The sequence below is a fragment of the Streptomyces sp. YKOK-I1 genome, from assembly GCF_054660435.1.
The window spans coordinates 9,703,478-9,721,074 of record NZ_BAAGDR010000001.1; the positions used below are offsets into that span (position 1 = coordinate 9,703,478).

13 protein-coding genes and 1 pseudogene are annotated in these 17,597 nt (G+C 70.6%); 10 read left to right on the forward strand and 4 right to left on the reverse strand.

What is annotated here, in order from left to right:
• Positions 1-194: 194 nt before the first annotated feature.
• Complete coding sequence (locus ACYQ8Q_RS43060; RefSeq protein ID WP_460072657.1) at positions 195-1,076, reverse strand: LysR family transcriptional regulator; 882 nt, start codon at positions 1,074-1,076, stop codon at positions 195-197.
• Between the two features lie 504 nt (positions 1,077-1,580).
• Here ACYQ8Q_RS43060 and ACYQ8Q_RS43065 point away from each other — a divergent pair.
• From ACYQ8Q_RS43065 to ACYQ8Q_RS43080, 4 genes are all read left to right on the forward strand, one after another.
• Positions 1,581-2,060 (forward strand): zinc-binding dehydrogenase, encoded by a 480-nt coding sequence (locus tag ACYQ8Q_RS43065; protein WP_460073744.1) that lies wholly within the window; start codon positions 1,581-1,583, stop codon positions 2,058-2,060.
• Positions 2,061-2,106: 46 nt separating this feature from the next.
• Positions 2,107-3,189: a flavin monoamine oxidase family protein gene (locus tag ACYQ8Q_RS43070; RefSeq protein WP_460072658.1), complete on the forward strand. Its 1,083-nt coding sequence runs from the start codon at positions 2,107-2,109 to the stop codon at positions 3,187-3,189.
• A 34-nt stretch (positions 3,190-3,223) separates the two neighbouring features.
• Complete coding sequence (locus ACYQ8Q_RS43075; protein ID WP_460072660.1) at positions 3,224-3,754, forward strand: DinB family protein; 531 nt, start codon at positions 3,224-3,226, stop codon at positions 3,752-3,754.
• Positions 3,755-3,857: 103 nt separating this feature from the next.
• Complete coding sequence (locus tag ACYQ8Q_RS43080) at positions 3,858-5,102, forward strand: MFS transporter (protein ID WP_460072662.1); 1,245 nt, start codon at positions 3,858-3,860, stop codon at positions 5,100-5,102.
• Here ACYQ8Q_RS43080 and ACYQ8Q_RS43085 read toward each other — a convergent pair.
• Together ACYQ8Q_RS43085 and ACYQ8Q_RS43090 are read right to left on the reverse strand one after the other, a co-directional pair.
• Complete coding sequence (locus ACYQ8Q_RS43085; RefSeq protein ID WP_460072664.1) at positions 5,083-5,433, reverse strand: hypothetical protein; 351 nt, start codon at positions 5,431-5,433, stop codon at positions 5,083-5,085. The two genes, ACYQ8Q_RS43080 and ACYQ8Q_RS43085, sit on opposite strands and share 20 nt — an antisense overlap.
• 293 nt (positions 5,434-5,726) lie before the next feature.
• A complete protein-coding gene (locus tag ACYQ8Q_RS43090) occupies positions 5,727-6,377 on the reverse strand; it encodes a tetratricopeptide repeat protein (protein WP_460072666.1) in 651 nt (216 codons plus the stop codon).
• A gap of 494 nt (positions 6,378-6,871) precedes the next feature.
• Between ACYQ8Q_RS43090 and ACYQ8Q_RS43095 the strand changes: the two genes are divergently transcribed.
• Positions 6,872-7,345, forward strand: coding sequence for a carboxymuconolactone decarboxylase family protein (locus ACYQ8Q_RS43095; RefSeq protein ID WP_460072667.1), 474 nt, complete (start codon positions 6,872-6,874; stop codon positions 7,343-7,345).
• A 131-nt stretch (positions 7,346-7,476) separates the two neighbouring features.
• Positions 7,477-8,400 carry an RNA polymerase sigma-70 factor gene (locus tag ACYQ8Q_RS43100; RefSeq protein ID WP_460072669.1) on the forward strand — a complete coding sequence of 308 codons (924 nt, stop codon included), beginning with the start codon at positions 7,477-7,479 and terminating at the stop codon, positions 8,398-8,400.
• A 2-nt stretch (positions 8,401-8,402) separates the two neighbouring features.
• Here the strand turns inward: ACYQ8Q_RS43100 and ACYQ8Q_RS43105 are convergent, their stop codons facing one another.
• Positions 8,403-9,920, reverse strand: coding sequence for a glycosyltransferase family 39 protein (locus tag ACYQ8Q_RS43105; protein ID WP_460072670.1), 1,518 nt, complete (start codon positions 9,918-9,920; stop codon positions 8,403-8,405).
• 128 nt (positions 9,921-10,048) lie between these two features.
• Here ACYQ8Q_RS43105 and ACYQ8Q_RS43110 point away from each other — a divergent pair, with 128 nt between their 5' ends.
• The 4 genes and pseudogenes from ACYQ8Q_RS43110 to ACYQ8Q_RS43125 all read left to right on the forward strand — a co-directional run bounded on the left by ACYQ8Q_RS43110 (position 10,049) and on the right by ACYQ8Q_RS43125 (position 17,453).
• Entirely contained in the window at positions 10,049-10,729 is a 681-nt protein-coding gene (locus ACYQ8Q_RS43110; protein WP_460072672.1) for a response regulator transcription factor, read from the forward strand.
• Positions 10,716-12,194 (forward strand): sensor histidine kinase, encoded by a 1,479-nt coding sequence (locus ACYQ8Q_RS43115; protein WP_460072674.1) that lies wholly within the window; start codon positions 10,716-10,718, stop codon positions 12,192-12,194. Before ACYQ8Q_RS43110 ends, ACYQ8Q_RS43115 begins: the two co-directional genes overlap by 14 nt.
• A gap of 662 nt (positions 12,195-12,856) precedes the next feature.
• Positions 12,857-16,068, forward strand: a pseudogene (locus ACYQ8Q_RS43120) (bifunctional cytochrome P450/NADPH--P450 reductase).
• Between the two features lie 197 nt (positions 16,069-16,265).
• On the forward strand, positions 16,266-17,453 hold the full coding sequence (locus tag ACYQ8Q_RS43125; RefSeq protein WP_460072675.1) for an MFS transporter: 1,188 nt from the start codon (positions 16,266-16,268) through the stop codon (positions 17,451-17,453).
• Positions 17,454-17,597 lie beyond the last annotated feature (144 nt).

Below are 17,597 nucleotides of genomic sequence, written 5' to 3' on the forward strand. Positions count from 1 at the left end.
CCGGCAGGAAAGGCACGGCCCGACCGAGACGGCGGCCGAGTCCCGCATGATGGCCGCGCAGCGACTCGCCCACCGGGTCGCCGAGTACGGAGGTGTCCCCGCTCGTCATCGTATTGAGCCTTTCCCAGGTGAACGGATCGCTATCGAGGAACGGTTTCCTGTTGAGTGACGCAGTCATAACCTATGTCAATGGCTCATGCCTCATCGGCGTACGGGGCAAGAGCCGCGACGAAGTCCTCCAAGTCCGCGGCGAGCGGAGTGCCGTTGTCCCAGACGGCCTCGTAGGAGATCTCGACAGGAGCCCCGTCCCGGACGAGGGGGCGGCTGCCGCCGTGTTCGGGTGTGGTCTTGGACCGGGGCAGGAGCGCGGCGCCCACGCCCATCCGTGCCCACTCGTCCAGCACACGGTAGTTGGAGGCTGCCCCGGGATAGGTGCGCAGGGCCAGGTCGTGGCTGCGGAAGAGCTCGGTGGTGAAGGTGGTCAGTCCGCAGCTGTCCGGTACGAGGATGTAGGCGGCGTCGGCCGCGGCGTGCAGTTCCACCGGGCTCTCGGTCCGGGAGCCCGCGGGGTCGATGACGACGACGGGCTCGCGGCCGATGACACGATGCCGGAACTCGGGCATGGCCTGCACGGCGGGCACGAGCAGGATGTCCAGCTCGCCCGCTCGCAGGTCGTCACGGAGATGGGTGAGATCCGCCTCGCGCAGGACGAGGTCGCGCGGGCGGTCCAGGCTGCGGGCGGCTTCGAAGGCACGGGCGACGAGGTCGGCGCCGATCAGCGGTGAGACCCCCATACGGATCGTGTCGGCCGCCGGATGCGTCAGCCGCCAGGCCTCGGCCAGCACCGAGTCGAGGGCGTCGAGGGCCCGGTCGATCATGGGCAGGAGGCGTGCGCCGTCCGGGGTCGGCGTCACCCCGCGCGGCGAGCGTTCGAACAGCGTCACGCCGAGTTCCCGCTCCAGGCGTGCGATGCCGTTGGACAGGGCCGGCTGGGTGACGCCGTACGCCCGGGCGGCGGCGCTGAACGACTTCGTCGTGGAGACGGCCCGGGCGTAACGCAGCCCCTCGATGTTCATGCTGCTCCCCTCCTGGCTATAACTTCCCTTTATAGCCTCATTCTCCGTGATCCTCTACCGCGATCCACGGGGACGCCTTACGGTTCGGACGAAGCCGTACACGCGGTATTGCGTGGCTGTTCCGCGCCCCTTTTCCTTTCGTGGAGATTCTCGTGACCCAGGATGCTCGTTGTGTTCACCGGGCCGCGCAGATGACGGAGCCCGGGGCAGCCGTACGGGTCGTCCACGTGCGGGAGCGGCCGCCCGGAGCCGGCGAGGTGCGTATCGACGTGGAGGCCACCGGCATGTGGGCACTGCCCGGCCTGCCGGGTCGGGGATGTCGTCCACTGCCCGGAGCGGAAGGTCCCGGGGCTGTCGTATCCCGGCGGCTGGTCGAGCACCCTTACGCTTCCCGCCACCACGCTCGCCGGCTGCGCGGGCGTCACCACCTTCAACGCCCTGCGGCATTCCGGCGCCGGGCCCGGAGATCTGGTCGCCGTCCTCGGGATCGGTGGACTGGGGCATCTGGCGGTGCAGTTCGCCGCGGCGATGGGGTTCGAGACGGTGGCGATCGGCCGGGGCGAGCAGAAAGGGAAGCTCGCCGAGGAACTGGGCGCGCGGCACTACATCGACGCCGAGCGACAGGAGCCCGGAGCCGCGCTGCGGAAGTTGGGCGGGGCGCGGCTGATCCTGTCCACGGCTTCCAGCAGCAAGCCGCTCGTGGAGCTGGTGGACGGGCTCGCCCCGCAGGGGCGGCTCACCGTCGTCGGCTTCGACGGATCTCCGGTGCAACTTCCCCCGGCCAAGCTGGTGATGGGGGCTCGCAGCGTCACCGGTCATCTGACCGGCAGCCCCGCCGACACCGAACAGGCCATGCGCTTCGCCGTCGCCACCGGCGTCCGCCCGCGGGTGCAGACCGTCCCGCTGGAGGAGGCACAGCAGGCGCTCGACACCCAGCAGGACGGCAAGGCCCGCTTCCGGATGGTCCTCACCACCGGTGTCTGACCGCCGTTGCAGAGCAGAGAAGCAGCGCAGAGAAAGGGAGCCGTACATGCTCCAGCAGGACGGCCACGACGTGGTCGTGATCGGTGCCGGGATCGCCGGCCTGGCCGTGACCGCCGCTCTGGCGGCTGCCGGGCGCGACACCGTCTGCCTGGAGGCGCGGGACCGCTGCGGCGGGCGCCTGCTCAGCGTCGCGGCCCCGCCAGGGGCGCTCGACCTGGGGGCCACCTGGTTCTGGGACGGCGAGCGACGGGTCGCGGAGCTCGCCGCCAGGCTCGGCATCGACACCTTCGAGCAGCATCTCGCAGGCGACACGCTCGTGCAGGACGTCACCGGCGTACGGCGGCTGCCCGGCAACCTGGTCGATGCCCCCGCGCGTCGCTTCGCGCCCGGAGCCGACAGCCTGGCGCGCGCTCTCGCGGCCGAGCTACCGGCGGACGTCCTGCGGCTCGACACCCCGGTCACCGCGATCCACCGCCGCGCCACCGGCGGGCTCGACGTCCGTACGCCGGGCACGGTGCTGCATGCCGAGCACGTCGTGCTTGCCGTACCACCCGCGCTCGCCCTCGCACACATCGCGTTCGATCCGGAACTGCCCCCGGACCTGGCCCGCCTCGCTCGGGCAACTCCGGTATGGATGGGCGCCGTTGCCAAGGTCGTCGCCCACTACTCCACCGCCTTCTGGCGTGGCGAAGGGCTCGCCGGGGCGGCGTTCAGCAGAACCGGCCCGTTGCAGGAGCTGCACGACATGTCGGGGCCCGACGGGCGGCCCGCGGCGCTGTTCGGCTTCGCCCCGGCCCAGGCCGTCGGCCCCGGCTTCGAGCAGGCGGTGACCGCCCAGCTCACACAGCTCTTCGGCGGCGCCGCCGCGGAATCCGAGTCGCTCCATGTCCAGGACTGGAGCAGCGAGCCGTGGACCGCGCCGCCCGCCGTGCATCGCCTCGCCGACCACACCCTGTTCGGACACCCCCGCTACCAGCGGCCCGCGCTGGACGGCAGGCTGCACTGGGCCACGACCGAGACGGCCGACCAGTACGCCGGGCACATCGAGGGCGCGCTCGCCGCCGCCGAGCGAGCGGCGTACGCCGTTCTGTCCACACCCCCTGCCCGCACGGCCGCTCCCACTCCGTGACAACGGCACCCCTGACCGCAGAAGAGGCGACACCATGCACGAGATCGAAGCACTGCTGCGCGAGTACGACCGCGCCCGCGCCTACACCGACGACCTGTGGAAGGACCTCACCCCGGACGAGGTGACCTGGCGCCCGCACGAGAACTCCAGCGCCATCGGCTGGCATCTCGGCCACCAGGCCCACGTCGCCCACTTCATGATCCGCAACCTGACCGCGGCCGAGCCCAGCCCCGACCCGGACCTGGACGCCCTGATGGACTCGGCGAACCCCGAGCAGTTCCGGGGAGCCCTGCCCACCGTCCGGCGACTCACCGACTTCCGTACCACCGTCGCCGAACGCGTCCACGCCCGCATGGGCGACATCGCCGCCGGCCGGGTCGGCGCCCCCGCACAACTCACCATCGTCGCGACCCACTTGCTCACGGCGCTCATCAACCACGAGTACCAGCACGACCAGTGGATCGGCGAGGTGCGCCGCAACGATCTCGGGCACGCGCTGCCGCCGGACCCGGACTGCCCACACGTCCAGCGCGTCGACGGCTACCTCGTCGTCGACGGGCTGTAGCAGGCCGTCGACGAACCCCGGTCGGCCTCTGGCCCCTCACCACCAGCCCGGCGCTGCCGTCCCCCGTCGGCCTCGGCCGCCTCAGCGGAAGGAAGAAGTCCTCGTGACGAGTACCGCCTCAGACACCCCGGCTGATACGTCCCCCCGGTCCGAGGCACAACGTCGAGTCCTCGTGGTCCTGGTCAGCAGCCAGATCCTGAGCGGGGCCGGGCTCGCCGCCGGTATCACGGTCGGTGCCCTGCTCGCCCAGGACATGCTCGGCTCCAGCGACCTCGCCGGCCTGCCCAGCGCCCTGTTCACGGCCGGCTCCGCCCTCGCCGCCGTCACCATCGGCCGTATCTCCCAGGCCCGGGGCCGCCGACCGGGCCTGGCCGCGGGATATCTGACCGGCGCCGTCGGCAGCGCCGCCGTCATCGCCGCCGCCGTCGCCGGCAACCCCGTCCTGCTCTTCGTCGCCCTGTTCGTCTACGGCGCCGGTACGGCCACCAACCTCCAGGCCCGGTACGCCGGAGCCGACCTCGCCGCCCCCGCCCACCGCGCCCGCGCCGTCTCCACCGTCCTGGTCGCCACCACCCTCGGCGGCGTCGTCGGCCCCAACCTCGCCGCCCCGATGGGAGATCTCGCGGACGCTCTAGGCATCCCCACCCTGGCCGGGCCGTTCCTCCTCGCCGGCGTCGCCTATGCGCTGGCCGCCCTCGTCCTCGCCGTCTGGCTGCGCCCCGACCCCCTGCTGCTCGCCCGCGCCCTCGACCTGCGGCAGCCGCCGGAGGCCGCCGTCGCGACGGCGGTGCGCACCCGTGGTCCGGGGCTGATGCCGGGTGCGTTGACGATGATCCTCACGCAGCTCGTCATGACCGCCGTGATGACGATGACGCCCGTACACATGCATGACCATGGTCACGGCACCGCCGCCTCCGGCCTCGTCATCGCCCTCCACGTCGGCGCGATGTATGTGCCCTCACCGCTCACCGGCTGGCTCGTCGACCGATACGGTCCCACGCTCGTCGCCGCCGCCTCCGGACTCACCCTCCTCGCCGCCGGCATCACCGCCGCCGCGGCGCCCGCGGACTCCGTCACCCTGCTCACCCTCGCGCTCGCCCTGCTCGGGCTGGGCTGGAACCTCGGCCTCGTCTCCGGCACAGCGATGATCACGGACGCCGTGCCGCTGGCCACCCGCGCCAGGACCCAGGGCCTGGTCGACGTCTCCATCGCCATCGCCGGCGCCACCGGCGGCCTGAGCTCCGGTCTCGTCGTCGCCACCGCCGGGTACCCGGTCCTCGCCCTCACCGGCGGCATCCTCGCCGTCGCCGTCCTTCCCGCGATCGCCGTCACCGCGAGCCGCCGATGAACCGGCCCGCGAGGAAAGTCCCTGCCTGCGCGAGTACGTCGACTGCACACCACCGCGCGGCGAGTTGCCGCTGGATCGCCTCGTCGACCGTGGAGCGCGGGCAGCCCAGGTTCACGCGCATGTAGCCGTGGCCCTCGATCCCGAATTTCTGGCCCTTGTCCAGCCACAGGCGCGCGTAGAGGGAGTCGGCCGGGAGCACCCGCACCTTCGACGTGGCGCTGTTGACCGCCTGCGCGAAGTGCGTGTGGTTGCCCCGCAGGTAGGCGAGCTGCTCTTCGAGCCAGGGCTCACCGTGGGTGTAGGCGGCCTCGGCCGCGACCATCCCCAGCACCTTGACCAGGGGGAACGGATTGCGTTCGTACCGTCGGGCCAGTTCCGCCCTCAGCCCGGGATCGGGGACGAAGAGATGCGCGCTCTGCAGTCCCGGGAGGTTGAAGGTCTTGCTCGCAGCCGTGCAGGTGATGCTGTTCCTTCGCCGACAATCAGGGGCGCCGGGAATGGTGGAGATCCTGGTGGTGCCTGACGGAGACGGGCCGGCGCTTGTTCGAGGCGCGGTGTCGTGAAGATCGGTGGGGTGACGCTCACGCTCGCGAGGTTCCGCGTCATCGCTTCAGATCAGCCTTCTCAGAGCAGGCTGAGCTCTTCTCGGGCCCCCGCCACCCAGCGCAGGACACCGTGGGACATGGTCCTTTCGGCCAGATCTGCCGCCTCCTCGAGCAGTGCCCCCGCGTCGTTCCGTCGGTCTTGCTGCGCGGCGAGATGGGCCAGCCCGATCAGGTTTGCCGCGACCCCGGGCAGGAATCCCAGTTCCCGGCGCAGACGCGTGGACTCCTCAAGGTGTGCACGGGCCTCGTCGAGGCGCCCAGCCATGTGGGCGACGAAGCCGAGGTGCCGCATGGCATAGGAGATGGTCAGCCGGTCATTGGCCCGGGTGGCGAGGTCGAGGGCGCGTTGGAAGCACGGTAGGGCGGCTTCGTTGTCGTCGCGTACCACCTGGTGGAAGGTGCCAATCCAGAACACCGCTTCGCCCTCGCCCTGGGCGTCACCGCGCCGGCCGTAGAGTGCCGCAGCACGCTCGAACAGTTCCAACTCCTGCTTGTCTTCTATCCGCTCCTCCAGAAAGCGGGCATGGATCAGTCGGCCGCGGGCCAGCGCAAGATCCGCCTCGACCTCATCAAGGCCCAGATGGGCGGTCGCCAACGCAGTGGAATCGCCACCGAAGACGGCACGTTCGTATAGGAGTTGGGCCTGCATGATGTGCTCGTCCACAGTCATTTGGTGATCGTAACCAACCAACCACCACATCCTCAGTGGTCTTGCCGATCCTGAACCACTTCACGGCCCGTTCACCGTCCCGGCGGGGTCTGTGTAGCGAGCGGTGGAACTCGGTCGGTTTCGTTCAGCGGCGTCCGGCGGTGAGCGGCCGTCGAAGGTGATGTCGAAGGCTTGGAGCGCGGCCTTCCGGCCCATGGTCCAGCGATTGCGTCCGGTGCCGGGCGGGTCCAGGCTCAGAAATGGGATCCCGATGACACGAGCACTCAAGAAGAAGTACGCCGACCTGCGCCAGCACTGCGCAGACCTCGAACAACGACTCCAGGTCCATGCCACCGCGAGGCCGGCCGCGGCCAGGAGGCGGGACGGCGGCTCGGACTGTGACGTGTCCGAACGCGGCCGGAGAGGAGACGTGGGTCACATCTCCCCGTGTCACAGGGAGGGGGGCTGTCTCGTCTCGGGGGGTGAAGACACCGACGAGCACGGAGGAGCACACGATGGACGCGCGACTCGACTACTTCGCCAGCACCACCGCCGGCAAGGCCCTCAAGTACTTCATGTCGGCAGGCCGGGAGCTCAAGGGATCACCGCTGTCGGCCGCCACGCAGGAACTCGTGGCACTGCGGGTGAGCCAGATCAACGGCTGTGCCGTCTGCCTCGACATGCACACCAAGGAGGCTGCCGCCGCGGGCGAGACCTCGGTGCGGCTGAACCTGGTCTCGGTGTGGCGGGAGGCCACGGTCTTCACCGAGGCCGAGCGTGCCGCGCTGGAGCTGGCGGAGCAGGGGACCCGGGTTGCGGACGCGGCCGACGGCGTCAGCGACGAGGTGTGGGCACGGGCCGCCGAGCACCACGACGAGGAGCAGCTCACCGCGCTGGTCATCCTGATCTCGTTCATGAACTCGGTGAACCGGCTGAACGTCATCACCCGGCAGCCGGCGGGGGACTACGAGGTCGGGCAGTTCCACTGAACCGCCGCCGGCCTGGCGGGCGGTCACGGTGCGCGAGCGTCGTCGACCCCGCCCACGCATCAGATGATCTTCGAAGGATGTCTCGTCGGCGCCGATCCGGCCGGACACACGGACTGCAGGAGGGAGGCGGCGTGGGCAAGGTCGAGGAGTTCGAGGAGCTGCGGCCTCTGCTGTTCTCGATCGCGTACCGGATTCTGGGCAGCGTGGGCGAGGCGGAGGACGCGGTGCAGGAGACATGGCTGCGCTTCGACTCCTCGCCGACAAGGCCCGTGTCGGTCAAGGCGTTCCTGTCGGCCACAGTGACTCGTATCGCCATCGACGTATTGCGTTCGGCCCGGGTACGGCGGGAGGAGTACGTCGGACCGTGGCTGCCCGAGCCTCTGCTGAGAGATCCGTACGAGGACCCGGCACGCGCGGCGGAGCTGGCCGACTCGGTGTCGATGGCAGCGCTGCTGCTCCTGGAGCGGCTCAGCCCGCTGGAGCGGTCGGTGTTCGTGCTACGGGAGGTGTTCGCCTTCGGCTTCGACGAGATCGCCTCGACGGTGGGGCGCTCGGAGGCGGCATGCCGTCAGTTACTGGTACGAGCGCGTCGCCACATGAGCGAGGGGCGGCCCCGGTTCGAGGCAGACCACCAGGAGCGACAGGAACTGGCGAAGCGGTTCTTCGAGGCACTGTCGCAGGGGGACGTGGACGGCCTGCCGAGACTGCTGTCCGCCGATGTCCAGCTCGTCGGGGACGGCGGCGGCAAGGCCCCGCAGCTGGCCAGGGCCGTCATCGGCGCCGAGAACGTGGCCAGGCTGCTCGCCACCGTCCACCCGCTGATGGCCCGGGTCGACGTCACGTTCGAGCCGCACGAGGTCAACGGCCAGCCCGGCGCCGTTTTTCGCGACCGGGAGGGCAAGGTCCTCCATATCCTCGCCCTCGACGTGCTCGACGGGCAGATCCAGACCATCCGCTCGGTCATCAACCCCGACAAGCTCGGCCACCTCGGGCCGGTCGCCGACGCCTGGGCCGTCGACCGGGAGGTGAAGCAGACCCGCAAGCGGACGCGGTGACCTCAGGACCAGCCCGACAGCACAGGACCGGCCTTCGGAGACGGGGCGTGGGCCCGGACACGGACATAGACGGTGACTCGGGCCCCGTTGACACGGGTTGTTCCGTCCTCACGGAAGTAGCGCCGCAGGGTGCTCGTTTTCGCTTTCTCCTGCGGGGTGGACGGCGAGTATGTGCCCACCGCGCGGACCGCGACGATCCGGTCGAATTCCAGTATGCGTGCCGCTATGTCCCGGGCGGGAAGCTCGACACCCGCAAGTGTGTTGGACGAGACCGGGTCCTGTGCCAGGGCGAGATCTGTCAGGGAACGGGTGTCCTCGGGGTTGGCCGCGGTCAGGATCCGGTGCTGGCCGGCGAGATAGAGCAGTCCGTCGCCCGGACGGCCTTCCTCGCGTACGGCGGCGCCGATGGCGGTGACGTCGTTGCTCCGGCTTTGGGGCGTCCTCAGTGAAAGGCTCGGCTGGACGAGCGCGGTCAGGACGGCAACCGCCGCGATCCACGCGTTGCGGGAAGACCGCTGCCGCCTGAGGAAGCAATCGATCCAGGCACCCAGCAGCAAGGCGATTCCGATATTGCTGTAGAGCACGTACCGGTCGACGAAAAGAGGCTTGACCAGTGAGGCGACCAGCAGCAGAAGGCCCGGCAGCACAAGGATCGGCACAGCCAGCGCGGAGAGCCGTACGGGCCCCCTCACCCCCAGGGGCACTCGGGCACACAGCACACCCACGACCGCCACGACCAGGAAATAACGAAGCCGCACCGGTCCGCCGATCCAGGCCACCTGCGCCGACTGCCCCGCACTGCGGATTGCCAGCGGCAACAGCCCGGCCACAACGCCCGCGGCAGTCACGCTCCACGCCCTCAGCACCGGTCCCGGAACACGGGAGACGACCAGTGTGACGCCGTGTGCGACCAGGACGAGGACCGCGAACTCATGGAGCAGACAGGCCGGCAGCATGGTGGAGCCATAGACCGCCCACCGCCACCGGGCGCGACGCGGGACGCTGACCACGAGCGCATAGGTGGCCCAGGTGACCAGGGCACAGACCATGGCATACGAGCGGCCTTCCTGCGCGTACTTCTGTACCTGGGGAAGGAGCGGAAACACCAGCCCGGCCAGCAGCCCGGCACGGGGTCCCGCCAGGCGTAGCGCCAGAAGCCCGACTCCGCTCGCCGCCACGGACATGGCCAGCACGGACGGCAGCCGCAACGTCAGCAGCCCTCCGCCGAAGAGACCGAAGAGCTCATGCATCACGGCGTAGTAAAGGGCATGGACCAGATCGACGTGCCGGGTGGTGGTGAGCCATATCTGCGAAAGATCGCGGTGCGCGAGCTGATAGGTGACGGACTCGTCTCCCCACATGGTGTTCTCCCTGCGGATACCCCAGAGCCCGAGAGCGACGGTCAGCGCCAAGGGCGCGACGACGACCACCGTTCCGGCCGGGCTCGGCGATGGTCGGCGGGCGGGTACGGGAGGAGAAACCGTCCTGGCCACGACAGGGGCACGTTCATCAACGGACATCGGCGACAGGGCCTTTCAGCAGCGGCGAAAACACTCCGCCAGCGTGGCCGGACCTCGTTGACCGGATGCTGATCCAACCTGACCGGCCGATCAGGAAGGCCGGCCGGCGCTGTGCGAGGCTGCACCGCATGCGCATCCTGGTGGTCGAAGACGAGGTGGACCTTGCCCACACCCTGCACACCGGTCTGACCGCCGAGGGCTACAGCGTCGACCTCGCCCATGACGGCCGACAGGGACTGTGGATGGCCCGGACCGGCGAATACGCCCTTGTCGTACTGGACTTGATGCTGCCCGGACTCAACGGCTACAAGGTCTGCGCCCAGTTGCGCCGGGAGGGCAACGCGACCCCCATCCTGGTGCTCACCGCCAAGGACGGGGACTGGGACCAGGCGGAGGCCCTGGACACGGGGGCCGACGACTACCTGGCCAAGCCCTTCTCCTACCTGGTCCTCGTCGCACGGCTGCGGGCCCTGGTCAGACGAGCCGCCGCGGTCGCCCCGCCCGTCCTCGCCGTGGGCGACCTCTCGTTGGACGTGGCCGGCCGGGTCTGCCGCCGGGCCGGGACCCGGGTGGACCTCACACCCCGGGAGTTCGCCGTGCTGGAGCTGCTGGCCCGCCGGGCGGGCCAGGCGGTCTCCAAATCGGATCTGCTCTATCACGCGTGGCCCGACGAAGCCCTGGACCCCAACCTCGTGGAGGCGCGCGTCAGCGCCCTCCGCAAGAAGGTGGACGCCGCGTTCCACCGGCAGTCCCTGCAGACCGTACGGGGTACCGGCTACCGACTGGTGGACGACCGTGAACGCGACTGAACCGCGACGCCGCTGGTGGCCGCGTTCGGTACGAGCCCGCGCGGCCCTGGCCGCCGCCTCGGCCGCCGCCGTCATCCTGGCCGGCATCGGCTGGTGGGTACACGGCGACGTCTACCGCGAGGGCACGCGGATCGCCGAAAACCAAGCCGAGATGCAGCTGCGGGCTCTTGCCGATCAGCTGAACGAGGGTGTGGTCCCCGTTCGCAGAAGCGCCGTGCTGCCGTACGAGGTCGTCGCGACCGGCCGGCGCTCCGCTGTCGCCTACGGCGGAGGCATGGAGGACTTCGATCCCGGCACCCGCCATGTGCTGCCCGCCCCATCGGAGGCCAGGGAGCCCGGGAGCCTGACGATCCTTCCCCTCCGCATACCGGACCGCCGCGACGACGACTCCACGGACAGATTCGACATGGCCGGCAGGACCTACACGGTCATGTTCACCGATATCGGCGCCGACGAACTCAGCAGCGACCAAGCCGCCGCTCTGGGCGTCGCCGCCGACGCCGAGCTGCGGGTCTACGTGGTGCTGCTCCCGCACACAGCCGAGGCGATCACCAGGACCATCGACCGCCTGCTGCTGCGCGCCGGGCTCGTCAGCCTCGTACTGATCGCCGCCGTCGCCTACTTCGCCGTCCGCATCGCGCTGCGCCCGGTCGAAGCCATCCGCGTCGTCACCGCCTCGGTCACCGCGAGCGACCCCCGCGAACGTGTCACCGTCCCCGCCACGGGACACGAGATCACCGCCCTGGCCACCACCCTCAACGCCACCCTCCAACGCCTCGAGAACGCCGCCGCCCAGCAACGCCGCTTCGTCGCGGACGCTGCCCACGAACTACGCAGCCCTCTCACCACACTGCTGGCCAGCCTGGAAGTCGCGCTCGCCTACCCGGAACGCACCGACTGGCCCGCCGCGGCCACCACCGCCGCACGACAGACCCGCCGCCTGCACGCCCTCGCCGAAGACCTGCTGCTCCTCGCCCGCCTCGACACCCGCACCCCCGTGGCCGGCCCCGAAACCGTCGACCTGACAGCGCTCGCCTCCCGGCTGACCGAGCAACACCCCGTCACCGAAGGACCGTTGACCCTCACCTGCGACAGCACCGCCCCCGCACACGCACACGGAAGCGCCGACGCATACGAACGGCTGCTGCGCAACCTCATCGACAACGCCGCCCGCCACGCCGCACACCGCATCCAGATCACCATCCGAAACCAGGATGACTGGATCGTCCTCACGGTGCACGACGACGGACCGGGCGTGCCCACCGAGGACGCCGAGCGCATCTTCGAACGCTTCGTCCGACTCGACGACGCCCGCTCCCGCGACCACGGCGGCACCGGCCTGGGCCTCGCCATCGCCCGCGACCTGGCCCACCGCCACCGAGGCACCCTCACCCTTACCCCCCGGACCCTGGGAGCATGCTTCCAGCTACGCCTCCCCAGAGCCCCCACCCCAGCCGAGAAATGACGCGCTGCACCACGGCAGCCCTGCGGAACCGGAAGACCATCGGACGACGGCCGTGTCCGGGGCGAGCGGCCGGGCGTCGAACCCGGGGCCGACGGGGCGTCCTCGAGGCCGTCCGACTTCTGCTTCCTGCTGGATGACGGCCCTCCTGCGGAACGCGGCGGCGGCGTTCGTGGCGGCTCCCCGGCCGATCACGGGCCGCGTCCGCCATGGACAGCGGCCACGGGGTGGTGACGGAGTGCCCGGCGCCCGGCCGGATGCGGGGGGTCCCACCGTCGTGTTCTCCGTGGACGCCATCGACGACGAGGTTGAACAGGAAGAGGAGTCACGGAACGGGCCGCGAGGACAGCGGCGCCGACCTGAGCAGGCGCAGACGACGGCCGTGACCGCTCCGCCGAGGAGGAGGCCACCAGGGCGAAGCCCACGGCGGTGCCGGTGGCCGTGAACCACGGCACGCCGCGGAATCCTCAGTCGTCCAGGAGCCAGCCCGACAGGGCCGGGTACGTGCCGGTTGTCCTGTCCTGGTGCCGCCCGACGCCCCAACTTCCCCTGCGGTTCCGTCAGTCGACCGTGTCGACCAACACAATCGATCGACATTGTCGACTGACAATGTCGATCGTATGGTTGCAGCAAGCGACCGCCTGCGTGAAACGAAAGGCAAGCTCATGACTCACGCGACCCTGCGCGGAACCGAACCGATCCCCCAGCGTCCCGCCCTGCCTCTGGTCGGCCACGCGTTCGATATCCCCAGTGGCGCCGACGGCCTGCTCCATGTGATGAAGGAGGCCAGGGAACTGGGGCCGCTGTTCAAGATCCGCATCTTCGGCAACGAGATCAACTTCGCCTCGGGCCTCGAACTGGTCACCGAGCTGGCGGACGAGAGCCGCTTCCGCAAGAACGTGCACAACGACCTCGTGATCCTCCGGGAGATCGGCGGTGACGGTCTCTTCACCGCTTTCGCTCACGAGCCCAACTGGCGCAAGGCGCACGACGTCCTGATGCCGGCGTTCTCCCTGGGCGCGATGCGCGGCTACCACACGACGATGCTGAAGGTCGCCGGGGAGCTCATCGGGAAATGGGACCGGGCGGTCGGCAAGGAGCCCGTGGACGTCGCCGCCGACATGACGCGGCTGACCTTCGACACGATCGGCCTGTGCGGCTTCGGTTACGACTTCGAGTCGTTCGCCCGGGAGGAGACGCACCCCTTCGTCACCGCTCTGTCCCGGGCGCTCGGTTTCGCCCAGGCCAAGGGAGAGTCCATCCCCGGCATGGAACTGTTCAAGCGCAAGCAGGCCGAGCAGTTCCGTGGTGACGTCGCCCTGATGAAGGATCTGGTCGACGACGTGATCCGGCAACGGCGGGCGTCCGGCGACCGGAGCACCGATGATCTGCTCGGCCGGATGCTCCACACCCACGACGCGGTGTCGGGCGAGCCCCTGGACGATGTCAACATCCGCTACCAGGCGATCACGTTCCTCATCGCCGGCCATGAGACCACCAGCGGTGCGCTGTCCTTCGCCCTCATTTACCTGACCAAGCACCCCGAGATCCTGGCCCGGGCCCAGGCCGAGGTCGATGCGCTGTGGGGAGACGAGGACATCCCGGAGCCGGAGTACGGGGACGTCGGCAAGCTGACGTACATCCGCCGAGTGCTCAATGAGAGCCTGCGGCTGTGGCCGACGGCACCCGCCTATGCCGTGGAGCCGCTGGAGGACACGGTCATCGGCGGGAAGTACGCGGTGCGCAAGGGCGAGTCGATCCAGGTGCTCATTCCCCAGCTGCACCGGGACCCCGCCTGGGGCGAGAACGTCGAACTGTTCGACCCCGACCGGTTCCTGCCCGAGCGCGAGGAGGAGCGCCCGGTCCATCTGTTCAAGCCGTTCGGCAACGGCGAACGCGCCTGCATCGGACGCCAGTTCGCACTGCACGAGGCCACGCTCGTTCTCGCGCTGGTGATCCACCGGTACCGCCTGATCGACCACACCAACTACCAGCTGAAGATCAAGCAGTCGCTCACCATCAAGCCCGACGAGTTCACCCTGAACCTCGCCCGGCGCACCAGCGGCGAGCGGCGCCTGCCCCCCGCCGCCGCGAGCGGCGCCCCCACTGCCGAGGGGCGGCCCATCGCCCGGCGCGCCACGGGAACCACGCTGGCTCTGCTGCACGGCTCCAACCTGGGAACCTGCGCGGGCATCACACGTGATCTGGCGACCGACGGTGACGAGCGGGGCTTCCACGCCTCCGTCGCCCAGCTCGACGACGCCGTGGACAGGCTCACGGCCGTTGACGGCCCCGTCGTGATCGTGGCCGCCTCGTACAACGGCAGGCCCACCGACGACGCCGCCCGGTTCGTCGCGGGCTGGACGGGCTGCCGCCGGGTTCACTCGACGGCGTCCGGTACGCCGTACTCGGCGTCGGCGACCGCAACTGGGCCGCCACCTACCAGCGCGTCCCCACACTCATCGACGAACGGCTGAGCGCGGCCGGAGCCACGGCCCTGCTGGAGCGCGGCGCCGCCGACGCCTCCGGCGACTTCGCCGGCACGGTGGACCGGTGGACCGGCGACTTGTGGACCGCCCTGCTGGCGCGGTACGGGACCGTTGGCGAGGCGAGCGCGGTGGAGCCGGACGCCGAGCAGGAGCAGGGCCTGTACGAACTGCGGGACACCGCCGACTCGGTCACGGGCGAACTCGCCGCGCGGCACGGCGTGCAGCCCATGGAGGTGCTCGACACGTACGAGATGGTCGACACGAGCCATGAGCTCGGCCGTTCCAAGCGCTTCCTCCGACTGCGGCTGCCCGAGGGCGTCTCCTACCGCACCGGCGACCACCTGGCCGTCCTTCCCCGCAACCCGGAGATCCTCGTGCAGCGGGTGGCCGACCGCTTCGCCCTCGATCTGGACCGCACCGTCCGCCTGCGGGCCCGTCGCCGCAGCCGGACCGTCCTGCCTGTCGACCGCCCGCTCACCCTGCGCCGTCTGTTGACCGACTTCGTCGAACTGCAGGACCCCGTGACCCAGGAGCAGGTCGCCGTGCTCGCCGAGCACACCGCCTGCCCGCCCGAGCGGCGTCCCTTGGCCGAACTCGCCACGACCGACTCCGAGTCCTTCCGTGCGCAGGTGGCCGCCACCGGATGCAGCGTCCTGGACCTCCTGGAACGCCACCGAGCGTGCGAGCTTCCGTTCGAGCGCTTCCTCGAACTGCTGCCGGTGCTGCGCCCGCGCCACTACTCGATCTCCTCGTCCGCCGAGGCCGCGCCCGGCGAGGTGGATCTGATGGTGTCACTGCTCGCCGCGCCCCACCGCTGCGGAGACGGCACCTTCCGTGGCATCGCCTCGCACCACCTGCAGACCGTGAGAACCGGGGACACGGTCCAGGCCAGGGTGCTGCCCTGCAGTGAGGACTTCAGGCTGCCCCGGGATCCGTCCGTACCGGTGATCCTGGTCAGCGCGGGCACCGGACTGGCACCCTTCCGCGGTGCGGTCCTGGACCGCCACCACACCCGCTCCACGGCCAAGCTGCTGTGCTACTTCGGCTGCGACCACCCGGACGTCGACTTCCTGCACCGAGCGGAGTTCGGGGCGGCCGAAGCTGCCGGTGCCGTCAGCATGCGGCCCACCTTCGCCTACGCCCCCGTGGACGGCGCCCGCTACGTCCAGGACCGCATCGCGCGGGAGAGCGACGAGGTCTGGACGGTCCTGGAAGCCGGCGGACGCGTCCACGTCTGCGGTGACGGCCGCCGCATGGCCCCTGCGGTGCGGGAGGCCTTCATGGCGATCTACCGAGGGCACACGGGCGCCGGGGACGAGGAGGCCGCGGCCTGGCTGGGTGCCCTGATCGAGTCCGGCTACTACGTCGAGGACGTCTGGGCCGGCTGAGATCCCCCGTGCGGTGGCAAGCGGCCACCGTGCTCAACCGGTCGATCGACGGGCCCCGGACGTCCACCACCTCCGTGGCCCGTCGCCTCCGCATCTCTCCCGATCCCCTCAATTCGTGAGGTTCTCATGCTTGTTGCACGTCCGACGCCCTGCCGGAGGCCGGCTGTCGCCTCCGACTCCGCGCAGAGGCGCGGCCTGTGAACGCCCGCAGCGGCTCCGCGCTGACCTTCGCCGTGGGCGTGGCCCTGGTCGCGGGCGTGACCCTGGGAAACGGTGGCGCGAACGTGATGCCCGTCTTCGTCGACGACTTCGCCTCACGCTTCGCACTGTCGGATTCCGGCGCTGGACTCGTGGCCGCCACCCAGCTGATGGCCACGGCGGTCGTGACGCTGCTGCTGGCCCAGCGGGCCGCGCGTCCGGGCCGCGTGCGGATGACCCGACTCGGGCTGGCCCTCGCGGGAGTCGGCTTCCTGGCGGCGACGGTCGCCACCGACATCGTGACGCTGGTCCTGGCCAACCTGGTGCTCGGAGCCGGGCTCGGCGCGGTCTACGCGGCGGCCACCGCGGCGCTGGCCGCCACCGACGACGCGGACAAGGCGTCCGCGGTCACCGTCTCCGGCACGGTCGGCGTGACCGCACTGCTGATCATGGCCGTTCCCGAGGCCAACCACGGCCTGGGGGAGGGCACCGGGTTCCTGCTCATGGCGTTGTGCTGCCTGCTCGCCTGGCCGCTGGTGCGCAGGCTTCCCGACGGTCCCGCACCTGCGGTCAGCGGTGCCGTGGAGAAGGGGGTGACGGCCCCGGCGAAGCCATCGCCGGCCCTGCTTTCGGGGACCGCGCTCTTGTGGGCCGTCACACAAGGCGCTTGGTCCTATGCCTCGGTTCTGGGCCGCCAGCACACCGGTCTGTCGCACTCGGCCGTGTCGGCCGTCCTCGCGGTGTCCAGCGTCGTGGCGCTGGCCGGTGCCGTGCTGGGGCCCGTCGCCGGACGACGCTTCGGGCGCATGCCGTCGATGGCGGCCTTCGTCACGGCGCAAGCCCTCGCGATGGCCCTCCTGATCCTCACCCACGATCCCGTGCTGTTCGTCGTGGCGGCCGTCGTCTGGCAGACCTGCCAACTCGCCGTCCTGGTGCAGATGCTCGCCGCCGCGGCCCTCATCGACCCGACCGGCCGCCTGGTGGCCTCCCTCAGCGGTGCCGGAGCACTGGGCACCGGCATCGGCCCGCTGGCCGTCGGCGCCATTCTCGACGGCGCCGGGGCCGGCGTGCTGAGCCCGATACTGGCGCTGGGCACCTTCGTTGCCTCGCTGCCCCTGCTGAGGATGACGGTGGCCGAGACCGCGGCCTCCGACGAGCGCCGACCGGCGCCCTCGTCCGTGGTCTGAAGGCCCGAGCCCGCCCCCCCCCGTGCACCGGTCCGCCGTCCCCCCCCGATCCCAGGGACGCCGGGCGCTTCGGCGACTGGCGGTCGTCGCTGTGGCGATGGCTCGGCCGACCGGGAAGACGGAGCGGAAGGAGTGGGTTCTGTT

What these genes read in the sequence shown, in the direction of transcription:
- ACYQ8Q_RS43110 (WP_460072672.1), top strand. Translation starts at nt 10,049, where the DNA reads ATGCGCATCCTGGTGGTCGAAGACGAGGTGGACCTTGCCCACACCCTG.
- ACYQ8Q_RS43090 (WP_460072666.1), bottom strand. Translation starts at nt 6,377, where the DNA reads ATGACTGTGGACGAGCACATCATGCAGGCCCAACTCCTATACGAACGT.
- ACYQ8Q_RS43095 (WP_460072667.1), top strand. Translation starts at nt 6,872, where the DNA reads ATGGACGCGCGACTCGACTACTTCGCCAGCACCACCGCCGGCAAGGCC.
- ACYQ8Q_RS43060 (WP_460072657.1), bottom strand. Translation starts at nt 1,076, where the DNA reads ATGAACATCGAGGGGCTGCGTTACGCCCGGGCCGTCTCCACGACGAAG.
- ACYQ8Q_RS43070 (WP_460072658.1), top strand. Translation starts at nt 2,107, where the DNA reads ATGCTCCAGCAGGACGGCCACGACGTGGTCGTGATCGGTGCCGGGATC.
- ACYQ8Q_RS43075 (WP_460072660.1), top strand. Translation starts at nt 3,224, where the DNA reads ATGCACGAGATCGAAGCACTGCTGCGCGAGTACGACCGCGCCCGCGCC.
- ACYQ8Q_RS43105 (WP_460072670.1), bottom strand. Translation starts at nt 9,920, where the DNA reads ATGTCCGTTGATGAACGTGCCCCTGTCGTGGCCAGGACGGTTTCTCCT.